Origin of the sequence: Dehalobacter sp. MCB1 (assembly GCF_003590275.1) — a bacterium.
Classification (GTDB): Bacteria; Bacillota; Desulfitobacteriia; order Desulfitobacteriales; family Syntrophobotulaceae; genus Dehalobacter.
This window is the reverse complement of sequence record NZ_LXPC01000004.1, coordinates 70,339-91,409: the sequence shown is the minus strand read 5'-3', so window position 1 is coordinate 91,409 and position 21,071 is coordinate 70,339. Positions and strand designations below refer to the sequence as shown.

Genomic DNA, 21,071 nt, shown 5'->3' with positions numbered 1-21,071 from the left:
ATCACAATTGTGTTTAATAGGCAAATAAGCGAGGACGGTCACTCTGACTGTCCTCGCTTTGCAAAAGTCAGAAGATTACAGATGCAACGCAACGAAGAAACCTTCCCAGTTGCGAACACGAGATTGCGGGCCTGTGCGCAGTCTCCGACCGTAGCAAAATCATCCGTTAGCATCCAAGCAAGCGAAAGGAGAACAGAATATACTCCCGTTCCTCTGGGTCATCCAAATTAAAACGGTACAATTCATTGATTTTTTCAAGGCGGTATACAGCAGTGTTGCGGTGGATAAATAGCTGCTGAGCCGTCAATAAATAACTGCGCTCAGACTGGAGGTAGTTGCGCAGCGTCAGGCTATACGACGTCCCAGATTGGTCGTCGTAATCCTTTAGGTACCGGACCCCAGGATGGACGCAATGGCGGCAGAAATCCCTGTCCGATTCGAAAACGAGCACATCGATCGCGCAGTCGCGAAAGTGTGTCAAGCTTTTGTTTTGTTCAAATCCTCGTTTTACCGCGATTGACGCCTGCCTGTGGTAAATCGCCACCTCTCCAAGGTTGACAAATTGGGCGCTCACACCTACAAATAACGGGATCTCACCCGGAATTGTCGATAACAGCTGGTGCTCTGCAAATGCTTCCGCCTGATGACAGAAAACGAGCTGTTCCTGAAAAATAAGACCGATCGCCTTTTTAAAGCACTCGCTCAGGCCACTGAGATACGTCATAAGGCTGCCGTTCGTTGGTGCTCCATTTATTTTGCAAACGGTCACCTGATAAGAGACATCCTCATCCCAATCCATCAGTGCAATGAGCTTTTTTTGGTTGTGTTCCGCCAGGCTCCCTGAGGACAAGGCTTCGAATACGATCGACTGTGCGAAATTAATGAAAGTGTTGCCAGTCGTGTTCTGGGCGATCGAGGCAAGCGCAGCTTCGATCGTTTTGGCTAGGCATAGCTCACGCGGCGTGATCGGGTGATTCATGCATAACACGCATTGCCCAATCAGGTTGTTGTCTTTATCGCAGTAGCTGACCATGATTCCGTAGGAGTAAGGCGCAGCCACGGGTTCCTCATATACGAGTCGATTATGCCGAACGGGAATCAACTTTATAGAATTGCTGGAATTCATCAAGTGTATGGATTTTAGGGAGGACTTGTTCAATTGGATATACTCGTCCCAAAACTGGTTGATTTCACCGGGTTTATAGTTTTTGGAATATGCAATGAGATTCAGCTTCAGGTCTACAATTAAGATAGGGCCAATCAGGTTGTTGCAGGCGTCCACTATGCGCTGCTCGGGATGCTCCAACTGCGCGCTCTCAAAAACCATACTTTCCCAATTGTTATAAAACTCAAAGCAATCGATGATCCTGCTAGATATCTCGTCCATATCCAAGGACCGTAAACTGATGACGTCGTTGCCATGTGTCAGCAGAACTTCTTCGGACGTATTCCCGCTCAAAAAATCCTTTGCCCTGCCGATATAGATATGCCGACGGCCCTTCGGGGCAAAACTGGACAAAAACTGCATTCCCTCGATTTCATCAGCGCCGCTAGTCACGGTCAGAATGGGGTCATATTCCTTCAGCCATTGTGCGAGCATCCAAATATTCAGTTTCATACAGCCTCCCGATATTCACTGTACGCGCGATACAGTTTCTTAAATGAAAGACCCCTCAACAATTGTCGTTTCGATATATAGCATATAAGCTGACACCGGGTTATTATTAAATTATATTAAATATCCGCATTTTTCACAAGTTGGCTGAGGTTGACCGGATATAAAGTAAAGGACATTTTTTCGGGCTGTGTCTGTTGTTCATTGGCAAATGATCATTTCGGGGATTCGGGAAATACAAAATGAACTTGATCCTAGAATGACTCATCATTGAAACAACTGGTGTCGCTTTTCCGAGCAATGTCTCGGAGGCCCTATCTACACATCTTAGAGCTAATGCTCAGATTACTGTAATCATTGATGCAGGCCGCTGGCAGCGGCTGCGCATTTCATTGGAGAATCTGATTATTGGTCAGCTGAGCGGCGCACATACAGTGCTTATAAACAAAACGGATCTTGTGAGTCCGGAAGAAGCGGAAGCGGTGGAGAAAGACGCGCGTGAAATCAACGGAAATGCGATTTATTATCACGTAAGCGGTATAGAGGAAATTGGTGCTAATATTTTACAGGCAATGCTGGATGGCGAATCATAACGTCATGCAGCAAACATATTAGACTTGCAGGTGAAGAATTGCCTGAAAAATCAAAGGAGGAATGACATATTTCGGAAATCAGCGATATCGCTCTAGCCGTCGAATTTGGGAAACAGAGAATTGTCGACGCCGTTAACCCACTCACTGTCTCCGTTAACGCTTCATCTATTATCCGTGTGATTTAGACGAAAAGGTACTCGAAACTCTGATCGACAATGAAATTAATATGACGGAGGAAAAATTATGATGACCCCAAAACAGAATGCGCTGGAATCTATCTACGGCGGAAAGCCGGAATATGTGCCGCTTTCTCACGAAGATGTTCAATTAGCCGGCATGGCCTCTCTTGATCAGGAAGCGCCGTTAATGAGAAATGGTACTGATATTTTTGGCGTTCCTTGGGTAACAACAAAGGAAGGCAGTATACCAAAGCCAGGATTTATGTTGTTTGATGATGTTACAGAATGGGAAAAACACGTAAAAATCCCCGATGTCGCCTCTATGGACTTTAAGGCTATGGCTGAGGCAGAAAAAAATAGGAGGCCGCCGAGTGACGGGGAAGAGAGACTCGTTGAAATTATGGATGGCTTAGGACCATTTCAACGGCTGGTGTCTTTTATGACCTTTGAAGAAGCACTTTGCGCTCTTGTGATGGAACCGCAGGCGTGCATGGACTTTTTTGAAGCCGTTACCGAATATAAGATCGCCTATATTAACAAATTAATCGATTTTTATAACCCGGATATTTATTGTCTTGGAGATGACAATGCTACAGCGCGCGGATTGTTCATGTCCCCGGAGACATTTAGAAAGCTTATAAAACCTTATTGGGCAAGAATGGCGGAGGCTGTGACGAAGCGAGGCGTGCTTTTCAATATTCATGACTGCGGGAAATGCGAAGAGATTATTCCGGATATGGTCGAAATAGGTGTGAGAGTCTGGCAGTCTGCGCAGCCAATGAATGATCTGGCCGGGATTCTTGATAAGTACCGGGGACAGATCGCAGTTGAAGGCGGTTGGGATTCGTCGGGACCCCCGTCCTATATTGGCGCGGACGAAGAGATGATCCGCGCTGAGGTTAGGCGTTGCTTGACTGAGTACAAAAAACCAGGATTTTTCTTATGGCCTTCAATTATTAACGAACGCGGCAACAGCGTCTTCGTTGGGGATGATCGATTGGGCGCACTGAGGGATGAGTGGCTTAAATACCGTATGTTCTAAAGATTGCTGACAGCTAGCAAGAATTATATTGAAATATATGTAACAATAAAATGGAGGGAAAATTATGCTATCAGAAAAAGAAAAGAAAAGTCCGTTTATCGTCGCATTTGCAATTATGTCGGTATATGTCATCACCATGTCGGCCGGTAACGTTTCGGCAGCATTGGCCAGTATCTCGGCGGCGTTTCCCAACGTGCCCATGTCGACAATAGCCTTAATATCAACGTTGCCATCTTTGCTGATGATTCCGGCATCATTGATCGCTGGTGCGTTGGCAGGGAATAAAGTTAAATACAAAACTATAATAATCATTGGTATGTTATTTTATCTTGTAGGCGGTCTTGCACCTGTATCTGCAAATAGTATGACCGTCATTCTGATCGAAAGAGCTATATTCGGTATAGGCTTCGGCTTCATTACACCTATGGGCAATGCGCTTGTTCTCAGTGTCTACGAGGGTAACAAAAGAGCAACCATGTTGGGAATCGGATCAATGGTCATGAATTTGGGAGCAATCGTCATGCAGTTTGCGGGCGGCGCACTGGCTGAAATCGGCTGGCAATACAGTTTCTATTCACACGCGTTGGGTATTGTTTCTTTGATCCTTGTTCTGATCTTCCTGACAGAACCGCCCAAGGTTGGACAGCCTGCGGGAGCAGAGAAACCAAAGGTCAGAATTCGCGGAGGCGTTTTGCTGACAGCATTATTACTTGGCATCTATATCATTTTAATATTCCCGTCCGCCATCCTCATGTCCGGATTTCTGCAAAAGAATAATTTAGGTGGTCCTGCTGTTGCCGGTATGGTGCTGTCGGTATTCACCCTGGGCGGTATGGGTGGCGGCTTTGTTTATGGTCCTTTGTTCAAAGCCATTAAGAAATATGTCGTGGCGTTAGGCTTGCTGCTCGGTGCGGTTGGTTATGCGCTGGTCATCTATTCCGGAAATATCGTTCTCGTTGCGATAGGCATGGCTATAGCCGGCGCTTCATTCTCTATCGTATTGCCGGCCTGTTATATGATCGCCGGCATGATTGCCAGTCCCCAGGAAGTCGCGCTCAGCACATCTGTCTTGTTGGCTGCCGTCAATATCTTTGCTTTCTTTTCAGGTTACTTTATCTCTTTTGTCGGTGCTGTTACCGGAGATATGCTTGCGATGCCGATGGTATGGTGCATGATCGGACTTGCAGTAGCGAGTATTGTATTTATCTTTGTCAATCCTTTGCCGAAACCGAAGCATGCGACAGTAAACGAATAGTTACTGACTAAAACGCGGAAACAACCTTCATAGATTTGCCAGAGGTATGCCATGCCCCTGGCAAATCTGAAGCAACAGAATTGGTAAGAAAGAAGGTTTTGTTATGATTTATTTTTCAGAAAAGTATGTCGAAATATATTGGGATGAAGTTAATCGTGCTGTTGTAGTAATATTTAAGGGTTATATGAGCAGCGAGCAGCTCAGGGAAGCATTCGAAAAAACCATAGAATGTGGCTTAAAGTACCAAGCAAAAAAATGTTTAACAGATAACAGAAATTTTACAACAATAAGACCAGACGACCAAAAATGGCTGGAAGAAGTTTACATCCCCAAAGCAGCCAGAGCCGGGTTTACTAAGATAGCACAAATTTTACCTCAAAATATTATACAGAAGCAAGTTTTAAACAAATTGGGAACATATACTAAGTCTTTAATCGATTTTCATTACTGTGAAAGCTTTGAGGAAGCTGCTGCTTGGCTAAAAAAGCAGTAATAATGGTGATCATAGAACCGGCATGAGGGTTCTATGGAGCTGATATCGTTCTTATCGTGGGAATAACGCCCCGGAATCATCAATTCCGGGGCGTTATACAGTTATTACCAAGAGTTTTGTTTCTACGGATTTTTGCGGTTTAATACACTTTAGCTCATTTTACCCAACCGTTCGACCAATAAGACATTAGAATATGAAGTCTGATATCGGGAGAATCCAAATCTAGCCCTGTTAACTCGCTGATTCTTACAATTCTGTATAAGAGACAGTTACGGTGGATAAAAAGTTCCTCTGCTGTTTTAACATAATTTTTTTCGCATTGGAGATTATGTTTCCAATGTTAGAAGCTTTATTTAAGTGGATTTGCGTTTTTTAAAGGTATTTTTGAGTTAGGAACACAACCAGCTAACCCCTTGCAAACACAAGAAAACAAAAATCCCGCCTCTATCTAATGGAGGCGGGATTCATTGTATTATCTTGTGCAGATGATGTGCAGCAGGATACGGGAATCGAACCCGCATGCTGAAGCTGATGGATTCAATGATCTCTAGGAACCTCGACAACTAACGACAAACCGATAATTTCACTGCACACCTCTCATTCTACTAAGCCTAGCTCTTATTATGTCAGCGTTCAGAACACCAGATTATTCACATCGCCGGCTTGCAGAAAATCTCCGTCGGCATGTGCTAGGCTCGTCATGAGAAAGGGACGTTATAATGCTATATAGTATACATAAGCTGTTGTCTCAGTATTTTGATGTATGTATACCAACACTTTTACCGACTGTGAACATAGCGTTGCCATAACGATTGCTGAATCTAAAGTATGTGAGCATAGTATAAATATTACTACTAATGATACTATTTAGATACTGAAAATTCCAAAAGCGAAAAATAATCCGGATAGAACAAAGAAAAAAGTAGCTTAAATTTGATAGAAGTTAAACAAATATGTTTAGTAATTAGAAAAACTTGTCGAGTGGGAATAAACGGAAAGCCTATAGGCGATATCAGTAAGCCATGGTATATTAATATTAGAGCTACCAACTCTAACCGCTAACAAGGTCGGTTTTATGGGTATATTCAAAAAGTATAATTACTTTCTGATATATCTAAGTGCAACTAAGCAGCCGCCAAAGACTTGGTATCAGCCAATTTTTCTTTATAAAAAGGGGTGAATGTCATGAGAATTACGATTTTACCCAAAAGCAAATCCGGCAAAAAATCCTTCATTCTGGTGATTGTCAGCTGGATTTTGTTTGTCGTGGGCTCTGTACTTCCTTACAAGGAAGGATATTCCGGCTTAGAACTGATCTTGAATAATCCCCTGCAGGTTGTCATTACCGTTCTGATCTTTGCTGCAGGCATAGCAGCAGCTATTATTGGAATGAAAGCTGTTATCAGGAACAAAGAACGGTCGATCCTGGTTTTTCTGGTGATTCTGATTGGCGTGTATTATATCCTGAGTTTTTGCGGCGTCGCTGTGAACGTGTTTTTTAGCTAAATATCTCAGTAAAAGTTAAGTTCTATAGTTAACAGGGAAATGATGAAAGAAAAAAAGGTGCATCTGGGGGTCTGGAAATGAAATGCTGTCTAAAGCCTCAAACTAAACTCGGAAAATGGTCGGTAGGACTGCAGGCCTTATTCATTGTTGTTATAGTGGTATCAGTCGTGCTTGTAAATGTTTTTGAGATCCTGAGGTATGAAGACCGGTGGTGGGATGTTACCGTACTCGTTTTCCTGGCAAGCATTGCAGCCTTTATTACAGGAATAAGAGCGGTACGTAAACATAAAGACAACGCTATTCTCGTCAGGATATCCATCATTTTGGGATTTTGTACGATTTTGTTTCTTTTGCTGCATAGCTTATTTATCAATGATTAGAAACGAGCTTTCCGGGTATATACAATAATAAGGTTGAAGTATTAAGTGACAGGAAGGGATGATCATATGAAGACAAAGTTATGGCCCCAATCTCGTTCTGGACGATGGTCGGCTGGGCTGAGCGTTGCTTTTATTGTATTGATCGTGCTGAAAATGATGGGCGCACTGCCTTTTCCGACGTTTGCAGTAGCTGCATTGGGATTAGCAGGCTTTATTGCCGGAATTGCGACAATCATTGGCAAAAAGGAAAGGGCGATCCTGATATTTCTGCCAATACTTGTAGGACTGCTGATTATCTTCTGGACTGTGGCTGAGATTATTTATCCGTATTAGGCCTTTAATTCCAACATCAAAAAGGTGGTACCGTCTTGATCGAAAATATTATGATCTCCGTCATCGTCTTGCTATATGGGTTAGTGATTGGCAGCTTTCTGAATGTGTGCATTTACCGGATTCCGATTGGAAGAAGCGTTATTGGCGGGAGGTCCTACTGCCCGCACTGTAATACGCTGATTCCTTGGTATTTGAACATCCCTGTTTTCAGCTATCTTTTTCTGCGGGGACGCTGCAAAAACTGCCAGGGGCCGATCTCCCCGGTCTATCCCGCGGTCGAGCTGCTGAACGGGATCTTGTATCTGATTGTCTGGTTTACTTATGGACTGAATCTGGAAAGTGTTTTTGTAGCAATACTTTTGTCAGTGCTGGTTGTGGTGGCGTTTATTGACTGGCAGAAAAAGGTGATTCCGGATAAGCTGGTCATTTTTGTGCTGGGCTTAAGTGTTTTGCACGGCGTCTATCAGAGTGTGTGTTTGGGAGCTGCGTGGTATACCTGGGTGATTGGTTTTTTTGCGGCTTCCTTGCCGCTTTTTCTTTTAAGCTTATTTTTCCCCGATGGCTTAGGCGGAGGAGATATCAAATTGATGGCAGCTGCAGGGTTTTTTATGGGCCCGCCGGTGTTGCTGGCTTTGTTCCTTGGTTCGTTGTATGCAAGTATTACTGCGGTGTTACTGATCACAGTCAAAAAGAGGTCCCTGAAATCAGAGATCTCTTTCGGACCGTTTCTCTCCCTTGGGATATTTACCGTAATGATCTTTGGAGAGCAGATCTTTCTATCCACTGTGTCAGTATAGTAAGAAATAGACGGAATACGGATAGTATATGAGTAATACGTTCTATAATAATGTAAATGATTTGAGAATGACGATATGAATAATGAAGTAACAAGATAATGGCTAACCAGAAATGCAATGAACATGCAAAAGTTCATTGCATTATTTTATGCCCAAGCTCTTGTCTGAATAAATCTATGCTATTTTTCCAAACTATTACTGAATAGCTCTTTGCCATGAAAAATTATTGCTGTTATCGGAAAGGACCGTGTACTTGCTATGACTAAGCCACAGGCAATCGATGTTATGGAACCCGCCAAGGGAAATTTGCCCAGAGAAAAATTTGAGGAACTGGAAGCTTTTATTATCAATTTGCCAACAACGAAAAGCGCTCTGATTGAAATCTTACATAAGGCCCAGAATATTTTTGGTTATTTACCGAGAGATGTACAACTTTTTATTGCCCGAAAATTGGGAATTTCGGGAGCAGAAGTATTCGGGGTCGTCAGCTTTTATTCCTACTTCACAACCAAGCCAAGGGGAAAACATACGATCAGTATCTGTATGGGGACTGCTTGCTTTGTCAAAGGGTCGGATAAAATTATGGAAAGACTGAAAGAAAAGCTTGGCATTGAATCCAATGAAATCACACCTGACGGTCTTTTTGGACTGAAAGATGTCCGCTGCATCGGTACTTGCGGCATGGCTCCTGTTATGATGATCGATGACAAAGTATTTGGCAGGGTGAGAGAAGAGGATCTGGATACCATCCTCGAATCATACCGCCGGAAGGAGATGCTGGTATGAAGATTGGTTCGCTGGAGAACTTAAAAAGAATCAAAGAAGAATACCAAAAAAATATGAATATAGAACAAGGCGGCCAAACGCCGGAAGGACAAATCAAAATTCTTGTGGGGATGGGCACCTGCGGCATCTCATCAGGTTCAAGGGAGACCTACAATACTTTTTCGGATGAAATCACTGCCCAGAACATAACCAATGCCCAAGTTGTTCCTGTCGGCTGCATTGGCTGCTGTCACTCGGAACCAACTGTTCAGGTAAATAAACCAGGTGAACAACCGGTTCTCTATGGCAATGTAACCAAAGACAAGGTCCGCGAAATTATTGAGCAGCATATTAAAAATGGGAAAGCAGTTGAAAGTCTCTCTTTGGAAATAAACTTTGACCGGATGTAGAAGCGGGCGTAAATTACAAAGTACGTAAATTTGTTTGGAGGCTATGATGTCAGAAACAGCAAAAAATCCGAAACAATACCGGATTGCCTTGCGCAATTGCGGTTTGATTAACCCGGAAAATATCTTGGATTATATTGTGGTCGGAGGCTATGAAGCCTTGGGAAGAGTGCTGACAACAATGTCCCAGGATCAGGTCATAGACGAAATAAAAAAATCCGGGCTACGGGGCCGTGGCGGGGGGGGATTTTCCACAGGTCTCAAATGGGAAATTACAAAAAATCAAAAAAGCAAGGACAAATATATCATCTGCAATGCAGACGAAGGTGACCCGGGGGCTTTCATGGACCGGAGCATCCTGGAGGGCGATCCTCATTCTGTTTTAGAGGCCATGGTGATCGGCGGCTATGCGATTGGCGCCGCCAACGGATTCATATACATCCGAGCCGAATACCCGCTGGCAATTTTCAGACTGCAAACTGCTTTGCAGCAGGCTCGAGAATTGGGATTCCTGGGAGAAAATATTTTCAACACGTCTTTTTCTTTTGATATCCAGTTGAAATATGGGGCCGGGGCTTTTGTATGCGGGGAAGAAACAGCGCTCATTAACTCCTGTGAAGGAAAACGCGGTGAGCCAAATTATAAGCCGCCTTATCCTGCCGAAGAAGGATATTGGGGCTGTCCGACCTGTGTGAACAATGTGGAGACGTTTGCCAATATTGCGCCGATTATCCTTAAAGGGAGCAGTTGGTTCGCTTCCATTGGCACTGAGAAAAGTAAAGGAACCAAGGTTTTTGCGCTGGCCGGTAAAGTCAAAAATGTTGGCCTGGTCGAAGTCCCAATGGGAACAACCTTACGAGAAATTATCTTTCAAATTGGTGGAGGTATTCCCAATGGCCATAAATTCAAAGCCGTCCAAACAGGCGGACCGTCTGGAGGTGTGATTCCGGAGAAACACCTGGATATTCCTTTAGACTATGATAACCTGGTCAGTATCGGGTCTATGATGGGATCAGGGGGCATGATCATCATGGATGAAACCGATAATATGGTCAATATCGCCAAGTTTTACCTGGAGTTTACGATGGATGAATCCTGCGGCCGCTGTACCCCCTGTCGGATTGGTACGAAGCGGTTATATGAAAAGCTGAATCTAATTACCCGTCGCAAAGGAACAATGGCAGATATAGATGCCATCAAACAGCTTGCTTACATGGTTAAAGGCAGTTCGCTCTGCGGGCTTGGTCAGACTGCCCCCAACCCGGTCATTAGTACCATGAAATATTTTTGGGATGAATACCTGGCCCTGATTAAAGACATCGACCATCCCCGGGGGGAAGGACGATATCAGGCAAAGAACAAAATTGGTCTGAAATCATAGGAGGCTAACCATGACCCACGCTCAACAAACGCATCCTGCCAAAAAAATGGTTGATTTTAAAATTAACCATCAATATCTGCGGCTCCCTGAAGGCATCACCATTTTGGAAGCTGCCCATAAAGCAAGGGTTCGGATCCCAACCTTATGTCATCTGGATTTGCATGATATTAAAATGGTCAATCAGACGGCTTCCTGCAGGGTCTGCATGGTTGAGCTAATCGATGCAAAAACAAACCGGAATAAACTTGTCCCGGCGTGCGTAACCACCATTACGGACGGAATGGAAGTACTTACGCATACGCTTACAGCAATTACGGCGAGAAGAATGGCGGTTGAACTTTTGTTATCAAATCATCCCAATGAATGCTTCACTTGTCCTAAAAACGGGGAATGTGAACTTCAGGCCTTAGCCGCAGAATTGGGGATCCGGCATATCCGCTGGGAAGGTGAACGGATGAATTATCCGAAGGACGTATCCAGTGAGGCAATCGTCAAAGACGCTAACAAGTGCATTTACTGCCGGCGCTGTGAAACGATGTGCAATAAGGTCCAAACCTGCGGTATCCTCTCAGGGATTGGCCGCGGATTTGAAGCCTTCGTTGGCCCTGCCTTTAATATTCCGATGGTAGAGTCTTCTTGTACTTACTGCGGGCAATGTGTCCAGGTATGCCCTACAGCGGCGCTTACGGAAATTAATCATACCGATAAAGTATGGGAAGCTTTAAATGATCCGGATAAATATGTGATTGTCCAAACTGCTCCTGCTATCCGCGTAGCCATCGGAGAAATATTTGATATGGAACCGGGAACAATTGCAACCGGGCAGCTTGTAACCGCGTTAAAACGTATTGGATTTAACGCAGTTTTCGATACGGATTTTGGAGCGGATCTGACAATTATGGAAGAAGCCTCAGAACTGATCTACCGTCTGCAGAACAATAAAACACTCCCGATGCTTACGAGCTGCTGTCCAGCTTGGGTCAAATTTATTGAGCATCAGTTTCCTGAATTGTTGGAAGTGCCTTCCACCTGCAAGTCGCCGCATATTATGTTCGGTACAATCGTAAAAACTTACTATGCCGAGAAGAATGGCATTGACCCGGACAATATCGTAATGGTCTCCGTCATGCCCTGTATTGCCAAGAAAGCTGAGGCCAAGCGTCCGGAACTGACCAAGGATGAGCATAATAACGTCGATATTGTCGTTACGACTCGGGAACTTGGCCTGATGATCAAAGAAGCCGGTCTCGATTTTATCAATCTGCCTTCGAGTGAATACGACAAACCATTGGGTGAGACCACAGGCGCCTCAGTGATCTTCGGAACCAGCGGCGGGGTTATCGAAGCTGCACTCAGGACAGCTTATGCGTGGCTGACCGGTGAAGAATTACAGAAAGTTGAGTTGGAGCAGCTCCGAGGAGACACAGGATTGCGAAAGGCCACAGTGCAAATTGGCGATAAGACGCTACGGATAGGCATCGCCAGCGGGCTCGGAAACGCCCGGACCCTACTCGAAGAAATCAGGGACGGCAAGGATCAATATGAAGCCATTGAAATTATGGCTTGTCCCGGAGGTTGTGTTGCTGGAGGCGGGCAGCCTTACCATCACGGCAATTTTGAAATTGTTCGAAAGCGTCAGGAAGCCATCTATCAAGAAGACAAAAATAAAAAGATCAGAAAATCTCATGAGAATTCAGAAATCCAGAAACTATATCAGGAATATCTGGGCCAGCCTTTCAACGACATGGCCCATAGACTGCTTCATACTCACTTTGAAGAACGGGAAAGAATTTAATAGTATCGCAGCAAAATATACGCCGAGGCGATCACAATGGATAGAAGCATGAATGGAAACCCGATCAGGAAATACTTTTTGTAACTGATTGGATAGCCGTTTTTTTCGGCAATCCCCGAAACAATGACGTTGGCCGAGGCGCCGACAATTGTACCGTTTCCGCCCAGGCAGGCGCCCAGAGCCAAAGACCACCAGAGCGGCTGGAGCTGTTCCGGGGTCAGCCCACCGAGGACCCCGATTTTTTGAATCAACGGAATCATGGTGGCCACGAACGGAATATTATCGACGAAAGCCGAAAAAATAGCGGAAAGCCAGACGATCAGCATCGCCATGACGACCGGCACACCGCCGGTAAGCCCCAGGCTCCATTCAGCAATCTTGTCCAGGACGCCGACTTCGACCAATCCTCCGACTAAAACGAATAATCCAGTAAAGAAGAAGATCGTTGGCCATTCAATCGCTAGAAATACCTCTTCCGGTTCCTCGCGGCTCAGTACCATGAGCAGCATGCCTCCGGCCAGCGCAATCGTAGCGGTCTCAACATGGATGACGGCGTGCAGCATAAAACCGACAATGGTCAGAGCAAGCACGGCCAGGCTTCTTTTGAGCTGGGCCCAGTCTTTAATATAGTCGTATTCATTTTGCGACAGCAGCAGGGCGATGGATTCCTGATCGGTCTTTAGCTTTTTGCGATAAAGAAAATAAAAGCCCAACAGGGTAACAGCCAAGATTACAATTGTCACAGGTGTCAGGTTCACCATGAAATCCATAAAAGTAAGCTCTGCCGGTCCGGCAATCATAATATTCGGCGGATCACCGATCAGGGTCGCGGTTCCCCCGATGTTACTGGCCAGAATCTGGGTAATCAGAAAAGGCATCGGGTTTAATTTCAAGGTTTCAGCAATCACAATGGAGACCGGAACAATCAGCAAAACAGTCGTCACGTTATCCAGAAAAGCCGATAAAATGGCAGTCAGTATAGCCAAAGAGATCAACAGTCTGATTGGATTGCCTTTGACTTTCTTGGCGACCCAAATAGCCAGAAAACCGAAGACACCGGAACGTCTGGTCAGATCGACAATGATCATCATGCCGATAAGTAAACCCAGCGTATTCCAGTCAATGTGTTCGACAGCAGTTTTCTGCGGGAATACACCTAAAAGAATCAGGAGACAGGCACCGAGGGCCGCGGTGACAGCCCGCGGGATTTTCTCCGTTACGATCAGTGCATAAGTAGCTACAAAAATAACAAGGGTCAGAATCAAGGTCATGAATCGTACACCTCCATCATTAGTGTGGTCAATTTTTATTGGCCTAACCGGTTATAGTACACAAAATAGTTGAAATAAAAAAGAGCAGATCCGTAAAAGGAACTGCTCTCCCCTGAGAAGTTCAAAATCCTTGTAGTCTGGCAATCCTGTCAGAATATCCTGGAAACGCATTACATGCATTTCGAATCCCCTAATTTAGACCCATGACTTTAGCGTCCTTCACTTTCGTAAAGTTTGCTCCAACACATTAAAAACCATATTGTATTTTTAAGTGAAATCTGAAAATCCTGTCAACCCGATTGTGTCCAGAAAAGTATAGCATCTCTGTTCACACTTTGTAAAGATACCACGGACACGATCGGAGATACGCCTTGGATACCACGAAGCTAAAAATGAAGCTGGGTTGGCAATGCCGGTATCATCTTATACTTTTTGATAAAAAAACGAGGAAACGGATTTAAGACCGTGCTGGCTTTTGCCAAATAAATGCTCTGTACAGCCTGTGAAAAGGATCCCTTCCGTCTTCAGGGAGTCCGCAAATTTTTTATACAGCACATCCTTTGCTTCATCGGTAAAATAGATCACGACATTGCGACAAGCAATCAGATCAAAGCCCCGGTCAAACCTATCGGTAAGCAGGTTCTGCGTCTTGAAAGTCAGATTCCTGGTGAGCGTGCTTTTAATCTGAAATTTCATATCAGATTTGTTGAAATACTTATCAAGAAGATAGGGGGGAGTGCTGGCAAAATCACGTTCGTCATAAATACCTGACTGGGCCTGCTTTAAGACGTTGACGTCAATATCTGTTCCAAGAATACTGAAGTTTGTTCCCGGAAAATATTCCGCCATAATGATCGCCATGGTGCAGGCTTCCTGGCCTGCTGAACAGCCCGCGCTCCATATTTTTAAGGAAGATCTGGTCTTCAACAAATCGGGGATAATTTTTTCCCGAAAGACATCCCACTGCTTGACATCACGGAAAAACTGTGTGACGTTGATGGTCAGGTGTTTAAAAAAAGCATCGTAAAGGTCAGGTTTAAGATTGAGGTCCTTCAGGAAGTCCGTATAATTTTCCTGGTAGCCCCTTGTGTTCATGAAGTTTAGGATCCGTCTCTTCATCTGGTTTTCTTTATAATAGTTCAAGTCAAGACCGCTGACATTTTGGAAAGCTTTAACGAATCTAGGATAATCCGTAATCATGCCCGTGCCGTTCATCATTCTTTATTGCTCCTTCCGCTAGTACAACGTTTTAATAACTATTCAAAATATTGTAAAGGCCAATTCAATTTTAATATCAGGTGAATAAATCGATAATAAGTCCTTTAATTTCATGGATTTTTTCCAGGATTTTTAACGGTTCAGATTGGGAAGAGAGTACCTGTTCACCCAATTCTTCCAGTGTCTTGTTGATTTTCGTTACCCGGGCCATGACTTTCGGCTGGCCTCGGTAATCCCAAAAAGTTTCCTCTTGCATATTTCTGCTTTTTCCAAAGGTTGATTGAAGAAAACTTTTGACCAGGGTTTTAAATTCCATCAGATTTTCCAAAGATCTGTTCTCGGAGAGCTTTTGTCCCTGCTTTTCAAGACGTTTCAGAAAAAGTTGCATCTCCTGGCTTTGAAGTTGACGGGAATGTGATAGAATATTGCTGAAGCTGCTTTCCTTTTTTTCTGAAGATTGATGAAGATCAATCCCAAAATTATTTTTTGGGGTGGAATTATTAATTTTTAGTGACATGTTACTCCCTCCGTGAAAGGATAAAAAATATGAAATCACGCCGGACTTTTCTAAAAATTGTAGCCGGACTGGCGGCATTTGTTATCCCCTGGACGGTCCTGCCCGGGGCATGGGGGCAGAAACTCGGAAGCCTTCTGGGAATTCCGTCTTCCAGCATTGAGTTTGCTTCGGGTGAAGGTACTGTTTGGGTGCCTTCAATCCAGGCGATTTCCAGAAAAGCCATCGAAGATGTTCAGTACTTGTCTCATGCCAATCTCGAAGGCCGTCGGGCGGGAACTGCGGGAGAGACCAAAGCGCTTGTCTACCTGGAAGGACAATTTAAGGCCTTACTACTTAAGTCTTTCAGTGCGGACAATTACTGGCAGCTATTTTCGATTCCTTCGATGAAAGAAAAGATGATTGACGGCAGAGCGCTTTTTCGACCGGATGAAGCGGACACACTTCGGGTTCCAGCGGCCAATATCTTAGCTGGTATTACCGGGAATAACCCAAAACAGACACTTATCCTCTCTGCCCATTTTGATCATCTCGGTATTTATAACGGGGAAGTCTATCCGGGTGCGAATGACAATGCTTCTGGTGTGGGCTGTATTCTTCAAGTCATGCGTCGGCTGGTGAAAGAGGCACAAGACGGTTTTACGCCTAAAATCAATATTGCAGTGGCTTTTTGGAGTGCTGAGGAAATGGGCTTCCTGGGCTCCAAATATTTTGTACAGAACCCTCTGATCCCGCTCTCCGAAATAAAGGCGGTTATTAACGCTGATACGGTCGGCAATGGTGCCGTTGGAGAGTATATTCTCTGGTCAGCCGGTGAAAACTCTCAGACTTTGATTGAGACCCTGAAAGATGCCGGCAGGGTAAATGGGGCGGTCCTCAAGCATGTTTCTGGCGGCAGCCATCACAGCGACGAGATATCCTTTGCAGGTACTGGCATCCCTGCGGTAACTATTCTGAGTAAAGAGTGGCTGCTGAATAATCATACGCAGGAAGACAAAATATACACGGTCAATGAAGAGAAACTCGAAATGACCTGTAATATTATCTATAGGGCTGTTAAAAGCTTGGCCTACTAAAGCGATAAGGGTGCTAGTTGCGGTCATTTCCACTACTGTTGGTACCTGTAGCCGTATTGCTACTGCTGTTGCCTGGCTCGAGCAGATCATACTTGGAACGTAGGATAATCAGGTCAACTCTACGGTTGGTAATTCTTCCCTGATCTGTGTTGTTATCAGCGACTGGGCGGTATTCGCCGTACCCTGCTGCTGACAGTCGAAGGGGATCGATCTCACCGTCATCGACAAGAATATGGACGACATTGGTCGCCCTGAGTACGGACAGTTCCCAATTGCTTCGAAATTCTGCGGTATGGATCGGCAGGTTACAGGTGTGTCCTTCCACTTTTATATAATTCGGTGAAGCGGACAGGACCGTGCCGATTTTTTTCAGGATGGCCCGTGAATTTGTCGTAATTTCTGCTGAGCCGCTGTTAAACAGCAAGGTGTCCTGAATACTGATGACCAGGCCTCGTTCCTCAATGGATGATACAAGCTTATTTTCAATTCCATTTTCTTTCGCAAACTGATCCAATTTGGCTTTGATTCCCTCTATTGTAAGGCTTTCCTGATAATCCGTATTTCCTTGGCCGGTTCCTTCTGAAGGGGTGATCTCCTGCTCTATTCCTTGCTGGTCATCCTGGCCTGTCGAAGTTGAACCTTCAGTACTCCCACCTTCAATGAAAGAATCCCCAGCCTGTGTTTCCGAGAGGTTAACTGCAGAAGGTGCCGCACCGCCAAGCGTTATGCTCAGGGATTGGGCCATCGCCCTGAATTTGTTGGCGTCAACCTGACTCATCGAATACATCACGATAAAAAAGATCATTAATAGTGTAATCAGATCTGAGTAGGTAACAAGCCACCTTTCCTGACCGGGGGGGTGGCCATCTTGTTTTTTTTGCTTTCTCATTTTATCACCGCTTCTATACTAATGCTTGTATACCTCGAATGTTTTTACTTGTGATGCTTTTTAGACTAATGATCCGGTTCTTGTAGTTACTTCTTCAGCCTCAAATTTAGTTTCTTTCTCGGGTATATAGCCGAGGTGGGTCTTGAGTTTTTCTTTCAGGATTGCGGGGTTCTCACCGGATTGAATAGAAATAATCCCGTCAAGAATCATTTCCATTGTCTGCACTTCCATCTGATTTTTTATTTTCAGCTTGGCAGCGATAGGTAGATAGACTAGGTTAGCCAAACAAACACCATAGAGGGTAGCAATAAAGGCTGCGGCAATCGAACCGGAAAGACTATCGGGGTCCGTCAGATTACCAAGAACGTGAACCAGACCCATGACGGTTCCGATAATACCCAAAGTCGGGCTGTAGCCCCCAGCGGACTCGAAAAAGGTGATCCCAACCTTATGCCTATTTTCCAAAACAGCAATGTTTGATTCCAGGATGCTTCTAGTAATTTCCGGGTCTGTCCCGTCAATTACCAACTGCATGCCTTGTTTGGTGAATTTGTCATCGACGGTTTCCAATTCCTGTTCAAGGCTCAAAAGTCCTTCCTGGCGGGCTTTCTCAGAAAAGTGCACCAGGGTGAAATAGGCTTTCTCCACACCGAAGGATTGATTTGTGAACGCAATATTTAACCATCTGGGCAATTTCTTCAATTCTTCTAAAGGGATACCGATGACGGTTGCCCCCAATGTACCAAGAATGACAATGAATATTGGGGCAGTAGCATACAAGGAACCTAAGTGTCCGCCCTCAATAACGTAACCAAACAATATTCCGAAAAATCCCAGGACAAGCCCTAAGATGGTAGTTATATCCATTGACTGATGTTCCTCCTATGTAATCTTCATTTACACACTATTAATAACGTAATTTTTGACCGAAAACATTAGGGGTTTTAATCGCTTTTTTATCGGACCAACCAATATTATACAGCATTCTGCCGGATAATGACACGAAAAAGATTATTCCAAACTTTATAAATGGGTATAATAAAGTGATATTGTGAGATATTGAGAGTTAATAAGAGGTAATTAACTTTAATTGGTCGTGGATGATGTTCAGATTACTGGGCGGCTGGACGATAAGAAAACTGTATAAAACAAAAAAGATAAAAACAGTCAGGTTGGTGAATGTGATGAAAATAGATGGTACTTCAATTTCCCCCGTCGGCAGTGTCCAAGCTGCGATCCGGGTATCTCAGACGAGTAAGGTCAATACGGCTTCAGAAAAGGATCAGTTGGCCGTATCTGAAAATGCGCAGGTTTTTCAAAAGCTACTGCAAAAGATGAAGGAAATGCCAGACATCAGAGATGATAGGGTCAGGGTAATCTCCGAACAAATTGCCAATGGTGAATTTAATCTTGATGCAGCTTCTATTGCAGAAGGAATTCTTTCTCCAAACGGGATGGAGGGAAAATAAGTGGCAGAATATGTAGCGGGTCTGGAAAATAACCTACAACAGCAAATTGCTTTCTATCACCAGCTGGTCGAATTAGAACAGGAAAAGCAGAAAGCGCTCGTGGACAATGTTATTGAGAAAATAGAAAGCATCACCGCTCAGGAAGAAAAAATTCTGCTCGAAGTCGGACGGTTGGAAGAGGAAAGACTTTACTGGGCAGAATTTTTTGGTAAAGAGATTGGCAAGAAAACAGAGGATATTACCTTAACGGATTTGATCAAATACTCTCCGGGCTTTGAGCCGATTGGCCAGGAGTTCGAAGAAGTCATCAGCCAACTTAAAAATTTACATGAAATCAATGCCAAATTGCTTAAAAGTGCGTTGAGTATTGCCGATTTCACGTTGAGGCTTCTAACGGGCCAAAAGCATACAACGTACTCAAACCCTTCAAATAAAGGCGCAAAAAATGACTTCAGTCCAAATAATTTGATCAATAAAAGCATCTGATTTTCGATTCATAAGATTCCAGTGAGGCAGGTTTTTCTGCAATAAGCTCACAGGCTTGATTAAAAGGAGTAACGGATATGTACTCAACATTTATGGGGCTGGAAACGGCCTATAGAGCTTTAATTACATCTCAAGCGGCTATTGATACGACCGGCCAGAATATTTCCAATGCCAGTACTACGGGCTATTCGAGACAGATCGCCAATACGCAGGCGACAATACCGCTGACGATTAATGCCAACAGCAGGGATTTAAGCATTGGTACGGGTTCTTTTCTAACGGATATCACCAGGGTAAGAGATGCTTATCTCGACCAGCAGTATCGCAGGGAAACATCACAGTACGAATATTGGTCTGGAAAAGAAGCGACCCTTAGTCTGACTGAACAGTTCTTTAATGAAACTTCGGATTACAGCCTCAGCTCTGATATGTCGAAATTTTGGAGTGCTTGGAGCGATCTGGCCAATTCTCCGGAGGAAAGCGCCTCCCGTATTGTTGTCAGGGAAAAAGCCGTATCGCTCACGGAAACTTTTCATAATATTGATCAGCAGATTACTGCTTTGCAGAAAGATCTTGATAACAGTGTCGATGCAACAATTACGCAGATCAACACCATCTCTGATCAGATACAGCTGCTTAATAACCAAATCAGGAATGCTGAGATTAGAGGAGACAACCCGAATGATTTAAAGGACCAGAGAGACCAAATTGTCGATGAACTGTCCGGACTTGTCCCAGTGACCGTTATCGAGTCTTTGGATTCGAATTTTACGGACAGGTCTGTAGGAAATTATACCGTGATTATTGGAAATTCTACGGACAGCAACAATGTACTGGTTTCTAATGGCAATGCGTATCATCTCCAGGAAGACCCGGTCCCGACAGATGCAGCCACAGGTTTCAGCGAGGTATGGTGGGAAGCTTCCGCAGACGGGACGAAAACCGCAGCCGAAGTTGATCTCGGGAGCGGAATGGGCTCTCTTCAGGCAGATATCGAAATGCGGGACACGTATCTGAGTGGATTTCGGGACAACCTGAATACGCTTGTCACGGTTATTGCCGATTCGGTCAATGCGCTTCATCAATCAGGTCAAGGGCTGACGATAGATACGGGGCTGGACTTCTTTACCAGCACGGATTTAACCAGCCCAATTACGGCCGCGAATATTATCGTGAATCAAGACATTCAGGATGATGTTAATCTGATAGCGTCCGGAATTGCGGATGCTACTGGAGTCTCCTCCGGCGACAGCAGTATTGCCCTGGCCATCTCGTCACTGGCATCCGGTTGGGACAGCCTGACGACCTATGCTTCCGTGCCGGCCAGTGTCACGGCGCTGGGAGCCAGTTCAGTCTCGGACTACTATGAAGGATTAACGGCAGAGCTTGGTTCCGATGTGGAACAAAGCACCCGAATGGCTGAAGGCCAGAATGTACTTGCCACGCAGCTAGGGAATTCCCGAGAAGCGCTATCGGGTGTTTCTTTAGATGAAGAGATGATTGATATGATCAAATTCCAGAAAGGGTACAGTTCGGCAGCCAGAATTGTGACGGTGCTGGATACCATGCTGGAATCACTTCTGGGTATGGGTGTCACGAAATAGGAG

At 44.6% G+C, this 21,071-nt stretch carries 22 protein-coding genes and 1 riboswitch; of the genes, 16 read left to right on the top strand and 6 right to left on the bottom strand.

Going from position 1 to position 21,071, the window contains the following annotated elements; translation table 11 throughout:
• Positions 1–166: 166 nt before the first annotated feature.
• Positions 167–1,600, bottom strand: a complete 1,434-nt coding sequence (locus A7K50_RS02645; protein WP_243103610.1) for a PucR family transcriptional regulator — start codon at positions 1,598–1,600, stop codon at positions 167–169.
• A 281-nt stretch (positions 1,601–1,881) separates the two neighbouring features.
• Here A7K50_RS02645 and A7K50_RS02640 point away from each other — a divergent pair, with 281 nt between their 5' ends.
• The 12 genes from A7K50_RS02640 (at position 1,882) to A7K50_RS02580 (ending at position 12,541) form a co-directional block, all read left to right on the top strand.
• A complete protein-coding gene (locus tag A7K50_RS02640) occupies positions 1,882–2,208 on the top strand; it encodes a GTP-binding protein (protein ID WP_083916768.1) in 327 nt (108 codons plus the stop codon).
• A 243-nt stretch (positions 2,209–2,451) separates the two neighbouring features.
• Positions 2,452–3,429, top strand: a complete 978-nt coding sequence (locus A7K50_RS02635) for a uroporphyrinogen decarboxylase family protein (RefSeq protein ID WP_020491828.1) — start codon at positions 2,452–2,454, stop codon at positions 3,427–3,429.
• A 64-nt stretch (positions 3,430–3,493) separates the two neighbouring features.
• Positions 3,494–4,684, top strand: a complete 1,191-nt coding sequence (locus tag A7K50_RS02630) for an MFS transporter (RefSeq protein ID WP_020491829.1) — start codon at positions 3,494–3,496, stop codon at positions 4,682–4,684.
• Between the two features lie 103 nt (positions 4,685–4,787).
• The gene (locus tag A7K50_RS02625) at positions 4,788–5,177 is read left to right on the top strand and encodes a hypothetical protein (protein ID WP_020491830.1); all 390 of its coding nucleotides are present in this window, start codon (positions 4,788–4,790) and stop codon (positions 5,175–5,177) included.
• Between the two features lie 1,185 nt (positions 5,178–6,362).
• The gene (locus tag A7K50_RS02615) at positions 6,363–6,683 is read left to right on the top strand and encodes a hypothetical protein (RefSeq protein ID WP_119774520.1); all 321 of its coding nucleotides are present in this window, start codon (positions 6,363–6,365) and stop codon (positions 6,681–6,683) included.
• Positions 6,684–6,760: 77 nt separating this feature from the next.
• A complete protein-coding gene (locus A7K50_RS02610; RefSeq protein WP_020491832.1) occupies positions 6,761–7,063 on the top strand; it encodes a hypothetical protein in 303 nt (100 codons plus the stop codon).
• 66 nt (positions 7,064–7,129) lie between these two features.
• A complete protein-coding gene (locus A7K50_RS02605; RefSeq protein ID WP_020491833.1) occupies positions 7,130–7,396 on the top strand; it encodes a hypothetical protein in 267 nt (88 codons plus the stop codon).
• A gap of 35 nt (positions 7,397–7,431) precedes the next feature.
• Complete coding sequence (locus A7K50_RS02600) at positions 7,432–8,193, top strand: A24 family peptidase (RefSeq protein WP_020491834.1); 762 nt, start codon at positions 7,432–7,434, stop codon at positions 8,191–8,193.
• 258 nt (positions 8,194–8,451) lie between these two features.
• On the top strand, positions 8,452–8,979 hold the full coding sequence (locus tag A7K50_RS02595) for an NAD(P)H-dependent oxidoreductase subunit E (RefSeq protein ID WP_119774519.1): 528 nt from the start codon (positions 8,452–8,454) through the stop codon (positions 8,977–8,979).
• Positions 8,976–9,368, top strand: coding sequence for a (2Fe-2S) ferredoxin domain-containing protein (locus A7K50_RS02590; RefSeq protein ID WP_020491836.1), 393 nt, complete (start codon positions 8,976–8,978; stop codon positions 9,366–9,368). Before A7K50_RS02595 ends, A7K50_RS02590 begins: the two co-directional genes overlap by 4 nt.
• A gap of 43 nt (positions 9,369–9,411) precedes the next feature.
• The gene (locus A7K50_RS02585; protein WP_282433200.1) at positions 9,412–10,746 is read left to right on the top strand and encodes an NADH-quinone oxidoreductase subunit F; all 1,335 of its coding nucleotides are present in this window, start codon (positions 9,412–9,414) and stop codon (positions 10,744–10,746) included.
• 10 nt (positions 10,747–10,756) lie between these two features.
• On the top strand, positions 10,757–12,541 hold the full coding sequence (locus A7K50_RS02580) for an NADH-dependent [FeFe] hydrogenase, group A6 (RefSeq protein WP_119774518.1): 1,785 nt from the start codon (positions 10,757–10,759) through the stop codon (positions 12,539–12,541).
• On the opposite strand, the gene A7K50_RS02575 is transcribed toward A7K50_RS02580, so the two are convergent.
• From A7K50_RS02575 to A7K50_RS02560, 3 genes are all read right to left on the bottom strand, one after another.
• Positions 12,538–13,812 (bottom strand): ArsB/NhaD family transporter, encoded by a 1,275-nt coding sequence (locus A7K50_RS02575; protein WP_020491839.1) that lies wholly within the window; start codon positions 13,810–13,812, stop codon positions 12,538–12,540. The genes A7K50_RS02580 and A7K50_RS02575 overlap by 4 nt on opposite strands.
• 128 nt (positions 13,813–13,940) lie before the next feature.
• A riboswitch (cyclic di-GMP riboswitch) is annotated at positions 13,941–14,061 on the bottom strand.
• A 174-nt stretch (positions 14,062–14,235) separates the two neighbouring features.
• Complete coding sequence (locus A7K50_RS02565; RefSeq protein WP_020491840.1) at positions 14,236–15,030, bottom strand: protein-glutamate O-methyltransferase CheR; 795 nt, start codon at positions 15,028–15,030, stop codon at positions 14,236–14,238.
• 76 nt (positions 15,031–15,106) lie between these two features.
• On the bottom strand, positions 15,107–15,547 hold the full coding sequence (locus tag A7K50_RS02560) for a YaaR family protein (protein WP_119774517.1): 441 nt from the start codon (positions 15,545–15,547) through the stop codon (positions 15,107–15,109).
• A 29-nt stretch (positions 15,548–15,576) separates the two neighbouring features.
• On the opposite strand from A7K50_RS02560, the gene A7K50_RS02555 reads away from it, so the two are divergent.
• Positions 15,577–16,620 carry a M20/M25/M40 family metallo-hydrolase gene (locus A7K50_RS02555; RefSeq protein WP_119774516.1) on the top strand — a complete coding sequence of 348 codons (1,044 nt, stop codon included), beginning with the start codon at positions 15,577–15,579 and terminating at the stop codon, positions 16,618–16,620.
• Positions 16,621–16,633: 13 nt separating this feature from the next.
• Here A7K50_RS02555 and A7K50_RS02550 read toward each other — a convergent pair whose 3' ends face one another.
• Positions 16,634–17,509 (bottom strand): flagellar motor protein MotB, encoded by an 876-nt coding sequence (locus A7K50_RS02550; RefSeq protein WP_119774515.1) that lies wholly within the window; start codon positions 17,507–17,509, stop codon positions 16,634–16,636.
• A 60-nt stretch (positions 17,510–17,569) separates the two neighbouring features.
• The gene (locus tag A7K50_RS02545) at positions 17,570–18,376 is read right to left on the bottom strand and encodes a flagellar motor protein (protein ID WP_020491844.1); all 807 of its coding nucleotides are present in this window, start codon (positions 18,374–18,376) and stop codon (positions 17,570–17,572) included.
• 317 nt (positions 18,377–18,693) lie between these two features.
• On the opposite strand from A7K50_RS02545, the gene flgM reads away from it, so the two are divergent.
• The 3 genes from flgM to flgK all read left to right on the top strand — a co-directional run bounded on the left by flgM (position 18,694) and on the right by flgK (position 21,068).
• On the top strand, positions 18,694–18,978 hold the full coding sequence (gene flgM, locus A7K50_RS02540; RefSeq protein ID WP_119774595.1) for a flagellar biosynthesis anti-sigma factor FlgM: 285 nt from the start codon (positions 18,694–18,696) through the stop codon (positions 18,976–18,978).
• A complete protein-coding gene (locus tag A7K50_RS02535) occupies positions 18,979–19,464 on the top strand; it encodes a flagellar protein FlgN (protein WP_119774514.1) in 486 nt (161 codons plus the stop codon).
• 77 nt (positions 19,465–19,541) lie between these two features.
• Positions 19,542–21,068 (top strand): flagellar hook-associated protein FlgK, encoded by a 1,527-nt coding sequence (gene flgK / locus A7K50_RS02530; protein WP_119774513.1) that lies wholly within the window; start codon positions 19,542–19,544, stop codon positions 21,066–21,068.
• Positions 21,069–21,071 lie beyond the last annotated feature (3 nt).